The sequence below is a fragment of the Nonomuraea coxensis DSM 45129 genome (assembly GCF_019397265.1).
Classification (GTDB): Bacteria; Actinomycetota; Actinomycetes; order Streptosporangiales; family Streptosporangiaceae; genus Nonomuraea; species Nonomuraea coxensis.
In genome coordinates, this window is the sequence record NZ_CP068985.1 from 4,401,103 (window position 1) to 4,416,146 (window position 15,044).

Annotated in this window: 15 protein-coding genes; 8 read left to right on the top strand and 7 right to left on the bottom strand. The window is 72.4% G+C overall.

Annotated elements, in window-relative coordinates; translation table 11 throughout:
- Nucleotides 1-63 precede the first annotated feature (63 nt).
- Together Nocox_RS20475 and Nocox_RS20480 are read right to left on the bottom strand one after the other, a co-directional pair.
- Nucleotides 64-2,427, bottom strand: coding sequence for a heavy metal translocating P-type ATPase (locus Nocox_RS20475; RefSeq protein WP_020543487.1), 2,364 nt, complete (start codon nt 2,425-2,427; stop codon nt 64-66).
- A 65-nt stretch (nt 2,428-2,492) separates the two neighbouring features.
- Nucleotides 2,493-3,191, bottom strand: a complete 699-nt coding sequence (locus Nocox_RS20480) for a TetR/AcrR family transcriptional regulator (protein WP_051112570.1) — start codon at nt 3,189-3,191, stop codon at nt 2,493-2,495.
- 81 nt (nt 3,192-3,272) lie between these two features.
- Here Nocox_RS20480 and Nocox_RS20485 point away from each other — a divergent pair, with 81 nt between their 5' ends.
- A complete protein-coding gene (locus Nocox_RS20485) occupies nt 3,273-4,250 on the top strand; it encodes a saccharopine dehydrogenase NADP-binding domain-containing protein (protein ID WP_020543489.1) in 978 nt (325 codons plus the stop codon).
- Nucleotides 4,251-4,282: 32 nt separating this feature from the next.
- Here the strand turns inward: Nocox_RS20485 and Nocox_RS20490 are convergent, their stop codons facing one another.
- Nucleotides 4,283-4,654, bottom strand: coding sequence for a response regulator transcription factor (locus Nocox_RS20490; protein WP_157383085.1), 372 nt, complete (start codon nt 4,652-4,654; stop codon nt 4,283-4,285).
- Between the two features lie 48 nt (nt 4,655-4,702).
- On the bottom strand, nt 4,703-5,167 hold the full coding sequence (locus Nocox_RS20495; RefSeq protein WP_020543491.1) for a hypothetical protein: 465 nt from the start codon (nt 5,165-5,167) through the stop codon (nt 4,703-4,705).
- Between the two features lie 184 nt (nt 5,168-5,351).
- On the opposite strand from Nocox_RS20495, the gene Nocox_RS20500 reads away from it, so the two are divergent.
- Nucleotides 5,352-5,573 carry a heavy-metal-associated domain-containing protein gene (locus tag Nocox_RS20500; RefSeq protein ID WP_020543492.1) on the top strand — a complete coding sequence of 74 codons (222 nt, stop codon included), beginning with the start codon at nt 5,352-5,354 and terminating at the stop codon, nt 5,571-5,573.
- A gap of 120 nt (nt 5,574-5,693) precedes the next feature.
- Here the strand turns inward: Nocox_RS20500 and Nocox_RS20505 are convergent, their stop codons facing one another.
- The gene (locus tag Nocox_RS20505; protein WP_020543494.1) at nt 5,694-6,365 is read right to left on the bottom strand and encodes a GNAT family N-acetyltransferase; all 672 of its coding nucleotides are present in this window, start codon (nt 6,363-6,365) and stop codon (nt 5,694-5,696) included.
- Between the two features lie 229 nt (nt 6,366-6,594).
- Nucleotides 6,595-7,122, bottom strand: a complete 528-nt coding sequence (locus tag Nocox_RS20510) for an SDR family NAD(P)-dependent oxidoreductase (RefSeq protein ID WP_169577040.1) — start codon at nt 7,120-7,122, stop codon at nt 6,595-6,597.
- Nucleotides 7,123-7,175: 53 nt separating this feature from the next.
- Between Nocox_RS20510 and Nocox_RS20515 the strand changes: the two genes are divergently transcribed.
- The 3 genes from Nocox_RS20515 (at nt 7,176) to Nocox_RS20525 (ending at nt 12,198) form a co-directional block, all read left to right on the top strand.
- Nucleotides 7,176-9,962, top strand: coding sequence for an AAA family ATPase (locus Nocox_RS20515; protein ID WP_020543496.1), 2,787 nt, complete (start codon nt 7,176-7,178; stop codon nt 9,960-9,962).
- A gap of 142 nt (nt 9,963-10,104) precedes the next feature.
- A complete protein-coding gene (locus tag Nocox_RS20520; RefSeq protein ID WP_020543497.1) occupies nt 10,105-11,634 on the top strand; it encodes an MFS transporter in 1,530 nt (509 codons plus the stop codon).
- A 129-nt stretch (nt 11,635-11,763) separates the two neighbouring features.
- On the top strand, nt 11,764-12,198 hold the full coding sequence (locus Nocox_RS20525) for a RidA family protein (protein WP_020543498.1): 435 nt from the start codon (nt 11,764-11,766) through the stop codon (nt 12,196-12,198).
- Here the strand turns inward: Nocox_RS20525 and Nocox_RS20530 are convergent.
- Nucleotides 12,195-12,653 carry a winged helix-turn-helix transcriptional regulator gene (locus Nocox_RS20530; protein ID WP_020543499.1) on the bottom strand — a complete coding sequence of 153 codons (459 nt, stop codon included), beginning with the start codon at nt 12,651-12,653 and terminating at the stop codon, nt 12,195-12,197. The genes Nocox_RS20525 and Nocox_RS20530 overlap by 4 nt on opposite strands.
- Nucleotides 12,654-12,748: 95 nt before the next feature.
- Between Nocox_RS20530 and Nocox_RS20535 the strand changes: the two genes are divergently transcribed.
- The 3 genes from Nocox_RS20535 to Nocox_RS20545 are packed head-to-tail and all read left to right on the top strand — an operon-like array spanning nt 12,749 to nt 15,004.
- Nucleotides 12,749-13,402: a DUF899 domain-containing protein gene (locus tag Nocox_RS20535; RefSeq protein WP_020543500.1), complete on the top strand. Its 654-nt coding sequence runs from the start codon at nt 12,749-12,751 to the stop codon at nt 13,400-13,402.
- Between the two features lie 38 nt (nt 13,403-13,440).
- On the top strand, nt 13,441-13,959 hold the full coding sequence (locus Nocox_RS20540) for a pyridoxamine 5'-phosphate oxidase family protein (RefSeq protein ID WP_020543501.1): 519 nt from the start codon (nt 13,441-13,443) through the stop codon (nt 13,957-13,959).
- Between the two features lie 28 nt (nt 13,960-13,987).
- Nucleotides 13,988-15,004: an RNA polymerase subunit sigma-70 gene (locus Nocox_RS20545; RefSeq protein ID WP_020543502.1), complete on the top strand. Its 1,017-nt coding sequence runs from the start codon at nt 13,988-13,990 to the stop codon at nt 15,002-15,004.
- Nucleotides 15,005-15,044 lie beyond the last annotated feature (40 nt).

Consider the following 15,044-nt stretch of genomic DNA (forward strand, 5'->3'; position numbering starts at 1 on the left):
CTGATGCCGGCCGCGCCGCGAGCCGCCACGCGCCGCCTCGTCGCGGTCATCCTGGCCGGGTGCTCACCGGGAGGGCAGCCGCAAGCCCTTCAGAGCGAGGGCGTTGACGGCGACGATCACGCTTGATCCCGACATGGACAGCGCCGCGATCTCGGGACGGAGCACGAGCCCGAACGCCGGCTCGAACACCCCGGCGGCGATGGGCAGCGCGAGCGTGTTGTAGCCGATGGCCCAGCCCAGGTTCTGCCGCATCTTGCGCAACGTGCCCCGGCCGATCCGCAGCGCCGTGGGAACGTCCAGCGGATCGGAGCGCATCAGCACCACGTCGGCCGTCTCGATGGCCACGTCGGTGCCGGCGCCGATGGCGATGCCCAGGTCGGCCTGGGCCAGCGCCGGGGCGTCGTTGACGCCGTCGCCCACCATGGCGACCTTACGGCCGCCGGCCTGGAGTTCGGCCACCTTGGACGCCTTGTCCCGCGGCAGGACCTCGGCGATGACGGTGTCGATGCCGAGCTGCCCGGCGATGCGTTCGGCGGTCGCGGTGTTGTCGCCCGTGAGCATCACCACCTCGACCCCCAGCTCGTGCAGCGCCTTCACCGCCGCGGCGGAGGTCTCACGGGCCGCGTCCGCGACGCCGAGGACTCCGGCGGCCCTGCCGTCGACGGCGACCATGACAGCGGTCCGGCCGCCCTCGGCCAGTTCCTGCCGCCGGCCCGCCATCGCCCCGAGCGCGACGCCTTCGCGCTCCAGCAGCCGCCGGTTCCCGACCACCACCTTGTGCCCGTCCACCTCCGCGACGGCGCCATGGCCGGGAACGTTCTCGAAACGCCCGGCCCGGGCCGGGGCCACGCCCGACGCGCCGGCATGCCGGACGATGGCCTCGGCCAGCGGGTGCTCCGACTCCCGCTCCACGGCGGCGACCAGCCGCAGGAACTCCTCATCCGTCAGCGTGTCATCGACCACCACATCGGTGACCTCCGGCTCGCCTCTGGTCAGGGTGCCGGTCTTGTCCATGACCACGACCTGGATGCGAGCCGAGGTCTCCAGCGCCATCGCGTTCTTGAACAGCACGCCCCGCTTGGCCCCCAGGCCCGTGCCCACCATGATCGCCGTGGGCGTCGCCAGGCCGAGCGCGTCCGGGCAGGTGATGACGACGACCGTGATCGCGAAGAGGATCGCGACGCTGAACGGCTGACCGGCCAGGAGCAGCCAGACGACGAAGGTGAGACCGCCCCCGATCAGCGCGACGAGGACGAGCCAGAACGCCGCCCGGTCGGCCAGCCGCTGTCCCGGCGCCTTGGAGTTCTGCGCCTGCTGGACGAGCCGCACGATCTGCGCCAGGGCGGTGTCCGAGCCGACCTTGGTCGCGCGTACCCGCAGCGTGCCGTTGCGGTTGATGGTGGCGCCGATGACGGCCGAACCCCGCTCCTTGTGCACCGGCAGGCTCTCGCCGGTGACCATCGACTCGTCGACCTCGCTCTGGCCCTCCTCCACGGCGCCGTCCACCGGGATCTTCGAGCCCGGCCGCACCAGCAGCAGGTCACCGGCCACGACGTCGGCGGTCGGGACCTCGACCGGTTCGCCGTCGCGGATCACGGTGGCCTTGGGCGGCGCGAGATCGAGCAGCGCGCGGATGGCGTCGTTGGCGCCGCCCCTGGCACGCATCTCGAACCAGTGTCCGAGCAGCACGAAAGTGGCCAGCACCGTGGCGGCCTCGTAGAACACCTCGCCGCCGCCGGTGAGGGTGACGACCAGGGAGTACAACCAGCCGGCGCCCACGGCCACCGCGACGAGCACCATCATGTCGAGCGTGCGGGCCCGGAGCGCGCGTACGGCGCCGTCGAAGAAGATCCAGCACGAATAGAAGATCACCGGCAGGCTGAGCAGCAGGGCCCAGACGTCCTGGCGCAGGCCGAACGGCACGGGCAGACGCAGCCCGAAGACCTCGGTGCCGATCGGCGACCACAACACGATCGGGACGGAGAAGAACGCGGCCACCAGGAAGCGGTTGCGCATGTCGGCCACCATCGAGGCCATCGACATCCCGGCATGGCCGTCATGTTCCATGACCTCGGGCGGTGCGGCGGCTTCCCCGGCCTGCGGCCCGGGGCCGGCCGCCCTCGCGACTGACGGACCGGGCTCGGCCAGCGGGTCACAGATGTGCGAGGGCACCGACTGCCCGGCGCAGTGGTAGCCGCATTCGACGACCCACGTCCGGAGCTCGGCGACCGAGGTGCGGCGCGGGTCGAAGCTCACGGTCGCCGTCTGGCCGACGGGGTTGGCCTCGACGTGGAGCACGCCGGGCCGCCGGCCGAGGACCGACACGACGACGTTCTGCTCGGAGGCCCAGTGCGGCCCGCTGACGTCCAGGATCGCCGTGCTGACCTCTCCGGCATCGCCATGGCGTGCGGGGACGGTGTCGCTCATGGCCCTCTCCTCCCCGGCTGAACGCCTGCCACACGATCTTGGATCGCGGAGAGGGTGGTGGCCGGTCACGTGCCGACCTCACCCGGACCGTCGTGGGGGCGGGGCAGGGTGGTGAGCATGCCGACGAGGGCGTCGAAGGCCCAGCCCCGCCAGCGCGCATGACTCCAGCCACGGCGGTGGACCAGCAGGTTGTACGTCTCGGGGGACAGGATCGTCAGCGCGACGTCGGCCGCGAGCTCGCACGTGAGCCCGTCGCGCAGCGGCGTCTTGCGGGCCAGCGCTTCGGCGAAGACGCGTAGCACGGTGAGGCGTTGCCGGACGTTCGTGTTCCAGACCTCGGCGAGGTCGGGATCGGTGGTGGCGGCGCCGCGCACGACGTCCAGGAGAGGGGCGGCACGCAAGTAGATCTCTCCGGCGCCGGCCACCTGGCGGCGGAGCTGCCCCAGCGGGTCCGGGTCGGCGATCGCGTCCCGCGCCCAGGGGCGTTCGAGGGTGGGCACCGGCTCGTCGTCGCCCGCGACGCACAGATCCAGAGCCGCGGTGAGGATGCCCCGCTTGGTGCCGAAGGCGTAGTAGACGGTCTGCTCGCCCACGCCCGCACCGGCTGCGACGGCATTGACGCTCGTGCTCGTGTAGCCGTTCGCGACGAACAGTTCGGTGGCCGCCGCGAGGATGCGGGCGCGGGTTGACCTGGCCCGCGCCGTCCGCCCGTCCTCCTTGGGAGTACGGCCGCCGCCGTGTCGTCGTGATGGTGGTGCGCTCACGACTTGACTATAGCGTCACTACGAAAACATTCTTGTAGTGTGACTACGAAAATTGTGGCGGAGAAGGGAAGGGGCCCGTCGATGAGCACCGTTCTCATCCTCGGCGGATACGGTGCGGTCGGCCGCGAGGCCGCCCTGGCCCTGGCGGGACGTCCCGGCACGAACGTGATCGTCGCCGGGCGCAATCCGGACCGGGCCCGGCCGATCGCCGGTGTGACGTCGGTTCGCGTGGACGCCGCCGACCCCGCTGACCTGACCAGGTCGCTGGAGGGCGTCACGACGGTGCTCATGTGCGCCGAGATCGGCAACGCCGTCGTCGCCCGCACCTGCCTGGAGCGCGGCATCGGCTATGTCGACGTGTCGGCCTCCCCTGACGTGCTGGCCGCGATCGAGGAGCTGGACGGTCTCGCCGCGGCGCACGGCGCGACCGCCGCCCTCAGCGTCGGTCTCGTTCCCGGCGTCAGCAACCTGCTGGCACGCGTGGTCGCCGAGCGGTCGCCGGAGAGCGGGACGCGCATCGGCGTGCTGCTCGGTTCGGGGGAGCAGCACGGCTCGGCGGCGATCGCCTGGACGCTGGACGGGCTGGGCGTGCTCGAAGGCTCGTGGCCGATGGACTTCCCCGAGCCGTACGGTGCTCGTACCGTGCACCGCTTCCCCTTCTCCGACCAGTACACGCTGCCCCGGACGATCGGTGTGCCGTCCGCCCGCACGGGTCTGTGCCTGGACTCCCGCCTGTTCACCACGCTGCTGGCCGCCGCCCGGCGGCCCGCCGTCGCGCGGCTGCTGCGCCGTCCCCGGGTTCGGGAGCTGCTGCTCAGGGCGCTGGCGAACATTCACATCGGAAGCGACGGTTTCGCCGTGACGGTCAGCGCCGGCGCGGCTCAGGTGTCCTTCAGCGGGCACTCGCAGAGTCGCGCGACCGGTCGCGTGGCCGCGCTGCTCGTCCGCCACCTGCCGGGGCTGCCGGCCGGCGTGCGGCACATCGAGCAACTGGTGGACCCGATCGCCTTCCTGACCGGACTGGCCGCCGACGGGTTCGTCCTCGACGTCGATGGCTGAGCCGCGCGGGAGGCGGTCCCGTCGCTCGTTGGTCAGCCGGGGTCGAGCCAGCCGAGTCGTGCCGCCCGTACGCCTGCCTGGAACCGGCTGCTCGCTCCCAGCACCGCCGTCAGCTCGCCGACGAGACGGATGATGGTCCGCGTCGAAACGCCCATGCTGCGCGCGATGGCGGAGTCCTTCGCGCCCGCTGCCAGCATGCGGAGAACCGCGAGTTGCTGCTCGGTGAGCGAGACGGCATCAGCTGACCGTGGCACGTCCTCGGGCTCGGAGGCCGTCGTCCAGCAGTAGTCGTAGATCGCCGCCAGGGATTTCACCACGGTGCCGCCGCGAATCAGCACGGCGCCGGCCTGCAGGGACTCTGGATCGGCCTGTACGACGGCGACGTGACGGTCGTAGATGAGCATGCGCGTAGGGATCACGGGGGTGACCCGCACCTCGATGCCGCGCTTCTGTCATTCACCCGTGAATTCGCGGATCAGCGGGTTGGACATGGCGATCTGCGCGTGCAGGGCGCGCAGCCGTAGCCTGTTCGGCCAGCTCGTCAATGCGCTCGGACAGCTGCTCGCGGTGGTCGGGCCAGGGAAGAACTTGACATGCGCGTGGCTGTCCGCCGGCCCGGACAGGCCCAGGTAGTGCTTGGCCAGCGAAGCCGTCTTCACGTGCTGCTCCACCAGCCTGTCGAGCAGCCGATGGCTGCTCTGCAGGCTCCGGTTGAGCGCGGTGGTGACGTCGGCGGCGGTCTGCGTCTCAGGATTCAGCAGCTGGAGCCGGACGAGCTGGGAACGAGCCCGGTCGATGTCCGCCGCCGCCAGGCGCATCTGCTCGGCGGCCTCGGGCAACGACTCCCCTCGCTGGCGTATGCGGGCGTACAAGGAGCGCGCCACAGTGTCATCCGCGGCGAACGGTCTCTCGTCCACCGAACCTCTTTCCTCTCGCTGGCTCAACGCTGAACAGTGACATATCCGGCTCTTTGGAGCAAAGGTTCCGGTTTCCGCCATGTCGTGATTCGGAAGTGTCTGATACCTCCACGCCGGCCTTTTGTGCAGCACGATCTGTTCTGCTTCGCGGCGGTACCCGCCGCGAAGCAGAAGGAGGTGTCCCTTGATCACCGTTGCCTACAGCCTCGTCGCCTATCGCATCACCGGCCTGTCCCCGGAGACATGCGATCACTGCCTGGCCGCCATCAAGTCGGAGCTCATCCAGGTGCCGGGAATCGTCGGCGTGGAGGTCGATCCGGCTGAGGGGCGGGTCGGCATCCTGACCGATGGCCCTGTCCGCGAGGAGCAGGTCCACGCGGCCGTGGAAGCGGCCGGGTGGACCTGACATCGCGCCATGACCACGGCATACGACAACGCATTCTTTGACGCCGATTCCATCAGGCAGGCCATCGTCGAGTTCCTCGCCTCCGTGCCGGGGTCACGTGCGCCCCGGTCGGCAGTGTGATCAACGGGCTTCGGTGGCGCCGAAGGCGAGCCATCCCCGGTCGGGGAAGCCGGCGGCTTCGGCCACCGCGGCGGAGGCCCGGTTGGCGGGGTCGTGCAGATAGGTGGGCAGGGCGCCTTCGTCCAGCACCCGTCTGGCCGCCTGGGCGACCAGGCGGCGGGCGAGGCCCCGGCCGCGGGCCGGGGGAGCGGTCACCACGGCCAGTTCGTGACCATAGGCGTCGTGCCGCTTGATCCCCACCCCGGCCAGATGCTCGCCAGTCGCGGGGTCCGTTGCCACCAGGACGTCCCCGCCGAAGGGCAGCAGCCAGTCCGGTACGCCGGGGGCGTCCGCGGCCATCCAGGCGCCGGCGTCGGGCAGGGGCTCGGGGTGGCTGGTCCAGCGGTAGGCGGCGGTGAACCAGCCGCGGTCGGGGAAGCCCACCAGGGCGGGAATCCGCGGCCCCAGTATGGAGATGTCCTTGTGCTCGGCGTACAGCTGCGTGGCGGCCGTGACGGCGTGTGGCGGGAGCGACAACACGCCTGCCTCGGGGCTGGAAACTCCGATCGCGGGATGGATCTTGCCGTCCCAGCCGGGATGATCGCGCACGTCCGCGCCGATGATGTCCAGCTCGGTCACCGCGGGCCAGCCGCCGAGCCAGTGGGACAGATGGTCAACGAGCAGTCGCTCCACGCCTTCCTCCATCATACGGTAGGGGGGTATAGTACATCGGGAGTGTTGAGGAGGACATGTGCGACGTCTCGTCCCGCTTGAGCCCGCCGACGCGCCGGGCAGGTCCCAAAGAACTGCTGAACGACATCCTCGGCAGGAGAGGCGGCGCGGGGGAGATGGCCGCCGCCATGGCGCACTCGCCGGCGCTGCTGGTGACGCCGCGCCGTCCGTGGCACGTCTCGCGCGTGGCTCAGGGGCTGTCGCCGGAGCACCACCGTACGACGGCGTCCGCGACCTGCTCAGCGCTCCCGCCCGGCGCCCCCGCCATGACGTCGATCCGGACGCCGGAGCAGGCGTGCTCCTGCGCCGCCGTCCACGTCAGCTCCGCCACCGCGGTCCGCGCGGCGGCACTCGTCGCCAGATTGACGACGTGACCGCCGCCCGCGCGCCGCATGGCGGCGAGCTGGTAGGTCATCGCCACGGACAGCTCACGTGCCCGGAGCTGGTTGACGGCGATGTCGAGCCGGCCGAACGCGCCCAGGGTCTGCTCGACGAGCCGCCGCATCGAGGCCCGGCTGCCGACGTCCGCCGGGACGGCCACCGCCTGGCCTCCCACCGCGACGATGCCCGCGGCCAGCGCCGTCAGAGCGGGGCCCGGGCGGGCGGCGAGGACCACGCCGGCGCCGGCCCGGCTCAGCGCGTACGCCACGGCGGCGCCGGCCCCGTCGCCGGCGCCGACGACGATGGCGGTGCGGCCGCTCAACGCTGCTCGCGTCACGATGATCTGGTCCTTGTCTGCGCGCCTGTCCGGTGTCCGACGGTAGGAGAGCCATGGCCGCGGCCGCATCCGTGAAGTCGCCGGTCCCGGCGAACCCTGCCCCCGCCGCCGCAGGCGCCGGCGCTTCTCCCGGCCGGCGGGTGCTGGGCAGGGACGACGAGCTCCGGCTGCTCGACTCGTTGCTCCTGCACGCCGCCCAGGGCCGCGGCGGCGGGGCGATCCTCCAGGGCGAGCCCGGCATCGGCAAGAGCGCGCTGCTGTCCTGCGCCGAGGAACGCGCCGCCGGCTTCCGGGTGCTGCGCGCGGTCGGCGCCGAGCCGGAGTCCGACCTCGCCTACGCGACGTTGCACCAGCTCCTGCTGCCCGTGCTCGGGCGGATCGACGGGCTGCCTGGCCCGCAGGCGCAGGCCCTGGACGTGCTGTTCGGGCGCACGCACGGAGCGCCGCCGGACCCGTTCCTGGTCGCCCTGTCGACCCTGTCGGCGCTGTCCCTGCTGGCCGGCGACCAGCCGGTGCTGTGCGTCGTCGACGACGCGCACTGGGCGGACCAGCCGACGCTGAGGACCCTGGCGTTCGTCGCCCGCCGCCTGACCGACGAGCCCGTCGTGCTGCTGCTCGCCGCACGGGCCGACGAAGGTCACGGTGCCGAGCTGCCCGACCTGCGCCGCGTCCCGCTCATGGGCCTGGACCAGGAGTCGGCCACGGCGCTGCTGGGCGGGCAGCGGCTGATGGGCGGCGAGCGGAGCCGGCTGCTGGCGGTCACCGGCGGCAACCCGCTGGCCCTGATCGAGCTCGCCGGACAGCCGTTACCTCCGGAGGGCACGCCCGAGCCGCCGGCCTTGCACGACGAGCTGCGGCGGTCGTTCCTGGCCAAGGTCCAGGCGCGGCACGCGGGGTCGTTGCCGCTGCTCCAGCTGATCGCCGCCGACGGCTCCGGCAGCCTCGGCGGCTTCGAGCGAGCCGCCGCGTCGCTGCGGGTGGACACCGGCCCGCTCCATCGCGCCGAGCTCGACGAGCTGCTGTCGTACGACGGGACGCGGCTGGTGTTCCGGCACCCGCTGATCCGGTCCGCGATCTATCACAGCGCCACCGCCGAGCGGCGCACCGCGATCCACCGCGCCCTCGCCGCCGCCTTCGACGGCCCGGCCGACCAGCATCGCCGCGCCTGGCACCTCGGGCAGGCCGCGGTCGGCCCCGACGAGCGGACCGCCGAGGAGCTCGAACGCTCGGCCGAGCAGGTGGCCTCGCGCGGCGGCCCGGCCGCGGCCATGGCCGCGCTGGCGCGAGCGGCCGAGCTCACCGCGGACGGCCGGCGCCGGGGGCGGCGGCTGTGGACGGCCGCGCACGCCGCCCTGCACGGCGGGTTCACCGCCAGGGCCGTGGAGCTGCTCGATCGGGCCGAGCGCGAACTCCTCCCGGACGAGGCGGACCGGATCCCGCTGGCGGTGATGCGCGCCATCGTGGCCGAGTTCGCCGGCTCTCCCGAGGACGCGCTGAACCTCATCCGGCCGTGGGTCCCGCACGTCCTCCGCCTCGACCGGCGGCGTTTCGCCCCGACTGTCGCGATGTACGCCGACCTCGGCACCCGTACCCGCCGCTCCGAGGTCTGGGCCGACCTCGCCGCCGGGCTTCAGCGGATCCCGTTGGACCCCGGCGATCCGGATGACGCGGTGCTGCTGCTCCTGCGCCACGCCGGCCAGGCCCGTACCGGCCAGGACCCCGCCACCGTGCGGTGGGACGGCGCCGCGCTCGACGCGCTCACCGATCCGATCCTGATGACCATGGCCGGCGCCGTGGCGCGCGGGCTCGGTGACCACGAGCTGGGCAGACGCCTGTACCACGACGCCGGGCAGCTCGCGCGCGCCGGCGGGTCACTCGGCGCGCTGGCGTGGAACCTGGAGTATCAGGCCGCTGACGAGCTCGCGCGCGGCAGGCTCGGGCTCGCCGAGGCCCACGCCGAGGAGGGCCACCAGTTCGCCGTCGAGGTGGGCCAGCCGAGCACGGCCTGCCGCAACCGCGGGCTGCTCGCCCTGTGCGCGGCCATGCGCGGCCGCCGGGACGCCGCCGAACTGGCCGCCGGCGTGCTGGCCGAGGCGAGTCAGCGCAGGCTGCCCGACGCGATGGTCCACGCCTGGCGGGCGCTCGGTCTCGTCGAGCTGGCCGCCGGCCGCTACCACGACGCCGTACGGCACTTCGAGGCGGCCGGCGACTGGGACAGCGACGCGCCCGCCGACCTGGTCATGGGGGTCGTCCCCGACCTCGTCGAGGCCCTGGTCCGGGCCGACGCCCGCGACCGCGCCGCGGCCGCCACGGCCCGCTACGAACAGTGGGGCCGGCACACCACCTCGCCCGAGCAGGCCGCCCTCGCGGCCCGCTGCCGGGCGCTGCTCTCCACCGGCGGCACCGCCGAGGCGCACTTCGCGGAAAGCCTGCGCGTCGGCACCGGCTTCCCGCTGGAGCACGCCAGGACCCACCTGCTGCTCGGCGAGCACCTGCGCAGGAGCCGGCAGCGTACGCAGGCCCAGCGACACCTGCGCGGCGCGGCCGAGACGTTCCGCCGCCTCGGCGCGCTCGCCTGGGAGGACCGGGTGCTGGGGGAGCTGCGCGCCGCCGGGGAGTCGGCGCGGCCCCACGACACGGGCGCCTTGAGCACGCTCACCCCGCAGGAACTGCGCATCACCCTGGCCGTCGGCGAAGGGCTGACCAACCGGGAGATCGCCGCCCAGCTCTTCCTCAGCCCGCGAACCGTGGACTACCACCTGCGCAAGGTCTTCCAGAAAGCCGGCATCGCCTCGCGCGCCGAGCTCATGCGGCTGGTCCTCGCCGAGCGCCCGGACTGACACGGGGCCTGCCCGGATCGGATCGGCCGGGACCGGCGACTTCACTGATTCGGCGCCCGCCCGGGCCTTCCTAACGTTGGCGCGGTCACGTCCGGACGCCCGACAGGCCCGCCGGACCCCTCCCGACCGAAGGAACACCCTCATGTCATCCGCGGACATCGACGACGCCAGGCGCGCCGGGCCCAGACAGTGGGCCGGCCTGGTGGTGCTGGTCCTCCCCGCCCTGTTGCTGTTCATGATGCTCACCATCCTGTTCCTGGCCATCCCCCAACTGGCCGCGGACCTGAAGCCGAGCAGCACCCAAACGTTGTGGATCATCGACATCTACGGCTTCCTGATGGCCGGCCTCCTGGTCACCATGGGCACCTTGGGAGACCGCATCGGCCACCGCCGGCTGCTGATCTCCGGCGCCGCCGTCTTCGCCGTCGTGTCGCTGATCGCCGCCAACACCTCCGACCCCGCCTTGATGATCGTCTGGCGGGCGCTGCTGGGCGTCGCCGCGGCCACCCAGATGCCCGCCACCCTCGGCCTGATCTTCAGCACGTTCACCGACCCGCGGCAACGGGGCATCGCGGTCGGCATCTGGTCGGGAGGCATCTCCGTCGGCACCGGCCTCGGCCCGGTGATCGGCGGGGCGTTGCTGGAGGCGTTCTCCTGGCGGGCGGCCTTCCTGGTCGCGGTGCCCGTCATGGCCGTCGTGGCGATCGGCGCCCCGCTGCTGCTGCCCAACCCCCGCAACCCGGCGGCCGGCCGCCCGGACCTGTTCAGCGTGCTGCTGTCGCTGGCGACCCTGCTGCCGATCGTCTACGGCGTCAAGGAACTGGCCAGGCCGGACTCGCTCGGGCCGGCGCTGCTCGGCATCGCGCTCGGGCTGGCGTTCGGCGCCTGGTTCCTCGTCCGCCAGCTCCGCCTGCCCGAGCCGCTGCTCGACGTGCGGCTGTTCGCCAACCGCGCGGTCGGCGGCGCGCTCGGCGTCTTCCTGCTCGCCGCGACCGCGCTCGGCGGCATCTACCTGCTGTTCACCCAGTACCTGCAGCTCGTCGAGGGGCTCTCGCCGCTGCGGGCGGGGCTCTGGGTGCTGCCGGGCGCGGCCCTGCTGGTGGTGGTCTCCACGCTCTCACCCGTCCTGGTACGGCGCGTCCGCCCCGGCCACCTGATCGCCGCCGGGCTGGCCGTGCAGGTGATCGGTTACCTGATGCTCACCCAGGTCGACGTCGCGGGCGGGCTGCCGCTCCTGGTCGCCGGCTTCATGGTGCTCTATCCCGCCGTCGCGCCGTCCATGGCGCTGACCACCAACCTCGTCGTCGGCTCGGTGCCGCCGCAGAAGGCGGGGGCGGCTTCCGGACTGGCCACCACCTGCAGCGACCTGGGCATCTCGCTCGGCATCGCCGTCATCGGCAGCATCGGCGCCGTCGTCTACCGGTCCCAGGCCGCCACCACCCTGCCCGGCGACCTGCCGTCCGAGGCCGCCGCGGCCAGCCGGGACAGTCTCGACGGGGCGGTGTCGGCGGCGCAGGGGCTCCCGGCCGACGTCGCCGCGGCGGTGCTCGCTTCCGCCCGCGAGGCGTTCGCCGGCGGGCTCAACGTGGCGGCCGTCGTCGCGGCGGTCGTCGCGGCCGGCGCCGCGATCCTGGCGCTCCTCCAGCTCCGTCACATCCCGCCCACCGGCTGAAAGAGGTGTCCGCCGTGGTGTCCATCCGTCGTGCCACGGCCGCCGACGGCCGGGCCTGCCCCCGTCCTGAGATCAACTTCATGCCTTCGCCGGTTCCAGCGGCGACGACCACGAATCCCGGAGGAACCTGTGACCTCATTGTCCATTTCACCGCTCGATCCGGCGTTCTTGCCGCAAGCACCCGGTGACTACACCCACGGCACCGTGGTCACCGGGGCGCGCCGGATGCTGTTCGTCAGCGGTCAGGTGCCCTGGCCGGAGAACGGGAAGGTGCCTGAGGACTTCGACACCCAGTGCAGGACGACCTGGCGCAACGTGCTCGCCGTACTGGCCGAGGCCGGGATGGGGGTGCGCAACCTCGCCAAGGTGACCATCTACCTGGCTGATCGCCGATACCGTGAAGCGAACTCCCGTATCCGGACGGAAATCCTCAAGGGCCATACACCCGCGCTCACCATCATCATCACCGACATCTACGACGAGGCGTGGCTCCTGGAGATCGAGGCGATCGCTCTCGACGGACAGCCCGAGTCCGGTTCGCCGGACGATCAGGCGGCTCGCTAGTCCCCGGCGGCACCGGGGCCGGGCAGGACGTCGACGTCCGTGGCGCGCATCGGCTGCCCGCAGGCCGAGCAGTGCAGTTCCACGTGGCCGATCCGGCCGCAGGCGTGGTGCCGATAGAGCACGGGCGGCCCCGACGTCCCGGCCGTCCAGCGGTCGCCCCAGCGAACCATCACCAGCAGCAGGTCGCACAGCTCCCGGCCCTTCTGGGTGAGGACGTACTCGTGGCGTGGCGGGCGCCGGGAGTACTCGCGGCGTTCCAGGACGTCGTGGCCGACGAGCCACTTCAGCCGTTCGCTGAGCACCTTGCTGGAGATGCCGAGGTCGCGCTGGAGCTCGTCGAAGCGGGCGATGCCGACGTAGACGTCCCGCAGGATCAGCGGGGACCAGGGCTCGCCGATGACGTCCAGGGTGCGGGCGATGGAGCAGGCCATCTCGTCGAACCGGGTGCGCTGCATGCGGTCAGCGTAACCGACCGGCTTCCCTTGAGGAAGTCAGTCGGTTAGGGTGCGGGGAGTTCCTTCCTTCAGGAAAGCCTCGTGAGGAGTGCCGGATGACCCCACCCCCGATCGTCTCCGACCAGGAATGGCGCAGAGCACGGGCCGCGCTGCTGCACAAGGAGAAACAGCTCACGCGCGCCCAGGACGCCCTGGCCGCGGAACGCCGCCGCCTGCCGATGGTCCACGTGACCAGGACCTACCGCTTCGACGGCCCCGACGGCCCCGCCGGCCTGCCGGACCTCTTCGAAGGACGCGGCCAGCTCATCGTGTACTCCTTCATGTGGCACGGAGCCGGCGACTTCTGCTCAGGTTGCTCGATGTTCGTCGACAACCTCGGCCACCCGGCCCACCTGCACGCCCGCGACGTGTCGCTGGCGCTGGTCTCCACCGGGCCCCTGGCCGAGATCCTGCCGTACCGGCGGCGCATGGGCTGGGACATCCCCTGGTACGCCGCCCCGGACGGCGCCTTCAACCACGACATGGGAGCGGGCGACGGCTTCGCCCTGAACGTCTTCCTGCGCGACGGCGAGGACGTCTACCGCACCTACACCACCACCAGCCGGGGCGTCGAACGGCTCGGCAGCAACTGGACCCTCCTCGACCTGACCCCGTACGGACGTCAGGAGCACTGGGAGGACTCCCCTGAAGGCCGGCCGCAGAGCGCCCCCTACCAGTGGTGGCGCCTGCACGACGAGTACGGCTCCTGAACCCGGCCCACGATCGACCCGAAGGGGACACTTCCGCCATGCCCGCACCGACACCCGTCGCCGAACTGCTGTTCAGCGACGCCGACGCGACCCCGATGAGCACCGACGCGACGACCGTGAAACCCTGGGCCCAGGCCCTTGCCTGCCTGCGGCAGGCGCGGAAAGCCTGGCTGTCCACCGTGCGGCCCGACGGACGCCCGCACGCCATGCCGCTGATGCCGGTCTGGGCCGATGAGAGCGTGTGCTTCGCCACCCGGCCCGGCTCCCGCAAAGGCAGGAACCTCGCCCACAGCGGCCACTGCGTTCTCACCGTCGCCGGCCCCGATCTCGACCTCGTCCTCGAAGGCACGGCCGTCCCCGTCCTCGACCCGGCGCGGCAGCGGGAGGTGGCCGACGCCTTCCTGGCCACGTACGGGTGGCCCTTGTCGCCGCGCGGCGGCCGCGTCCACGACGACGGCCTGCCCGGCTCACCGGAGTACGGTTTCTACCGGATCACGCCGCTCCGGGCCTACGGCTACGGCTCCGACGGCCTGACCGCGACCCGCTGGCGCTTCTGAAGCCGCCGGCACAGCCGAGGGAGATGTCGTGGCCGATGACGAGGACGCGTTCGGCCGGCTCGTCGAGCGGCACCAGCGCGAGATACAGGTGCACTGTTACCGGATGCTGGGCTCGTTCGAGGAGGCCCAGGACCTGGCGCAGGAGACGTTCCTGCGGGCCTGGCGGGCCCGCGGGACGTTCCGGGGGGAGTCCACCTCACGGGCGTGGCTCTACAGGATCGCCACGAACGCCTGCCTGGACTTCCTCGATCGGCAACGGCGCCGGCCCCTGACGCGCGAACGTGTGGACGGTCAGGAACCTCCGGCGGAGATTCCCTGGCTGCAGCCGTACCCGGACCACCTGCTGGCCGTCGGCGCGTCCGGTGCCGGGGAGCCGGACGCCGCCGTCATCGGCAGGGAGACCATCGAACTGGCGTTCCTGGCCGCCGTCCAGCATCTGTCCCCCCGGCAGCGGGCGGTGCTGATCCTGCGCGACGTACTCGGCTGGCCGGCCAAGGAGACCGCCGCACAACTCGGCAGCAGCGTCGAATCCGTCAAGAGCGCCCTGAAACGGGCACGGTCCATCCTGCGTGCCCAGCTTCCGCCGCAGCGGCTCGGGTGGTCGCCCTCAAGGGTTCCGACCGAGAGCGAGCGCGAACTGCTGCGACGTCTCATGGACGCCCATGACCGGACGGACGCCGCCGCCTTCGCGAAGTTGCTGAGCGATGACGTGCGGATGATCATGCCGCCGCTGCCGTACTGGTTCGCCGGCCGGGACGCGGTCGCGGCCTTCGCCGCGCAGGCGTTCGGCCCTGGCTCGCCGTTGTCCGGCGGACAGTGGCGCAGCGTGATCACGGGAGCGAACCTCCAGCCCGCGCTGGCCGCCTACTTTTGCGGGCCGGGCGAGCGCGAGTACCGCCCCCAGGCGCTCAACGTGCTGAGGATCGAGCACGGGCGGATCGCCGAGATCACGGTCTTCGAGCCGAGGCTGTTCGCCGCCTTCGGGCTGCCCCCCGTGTGGCCGGCGGACGGTGCCCCCTTCTCGGAGCCTTCTCCGTCTCAATAGGCGCCGGCCGCGACGGGCGCGGCCGGCGCAACGAGAGGAG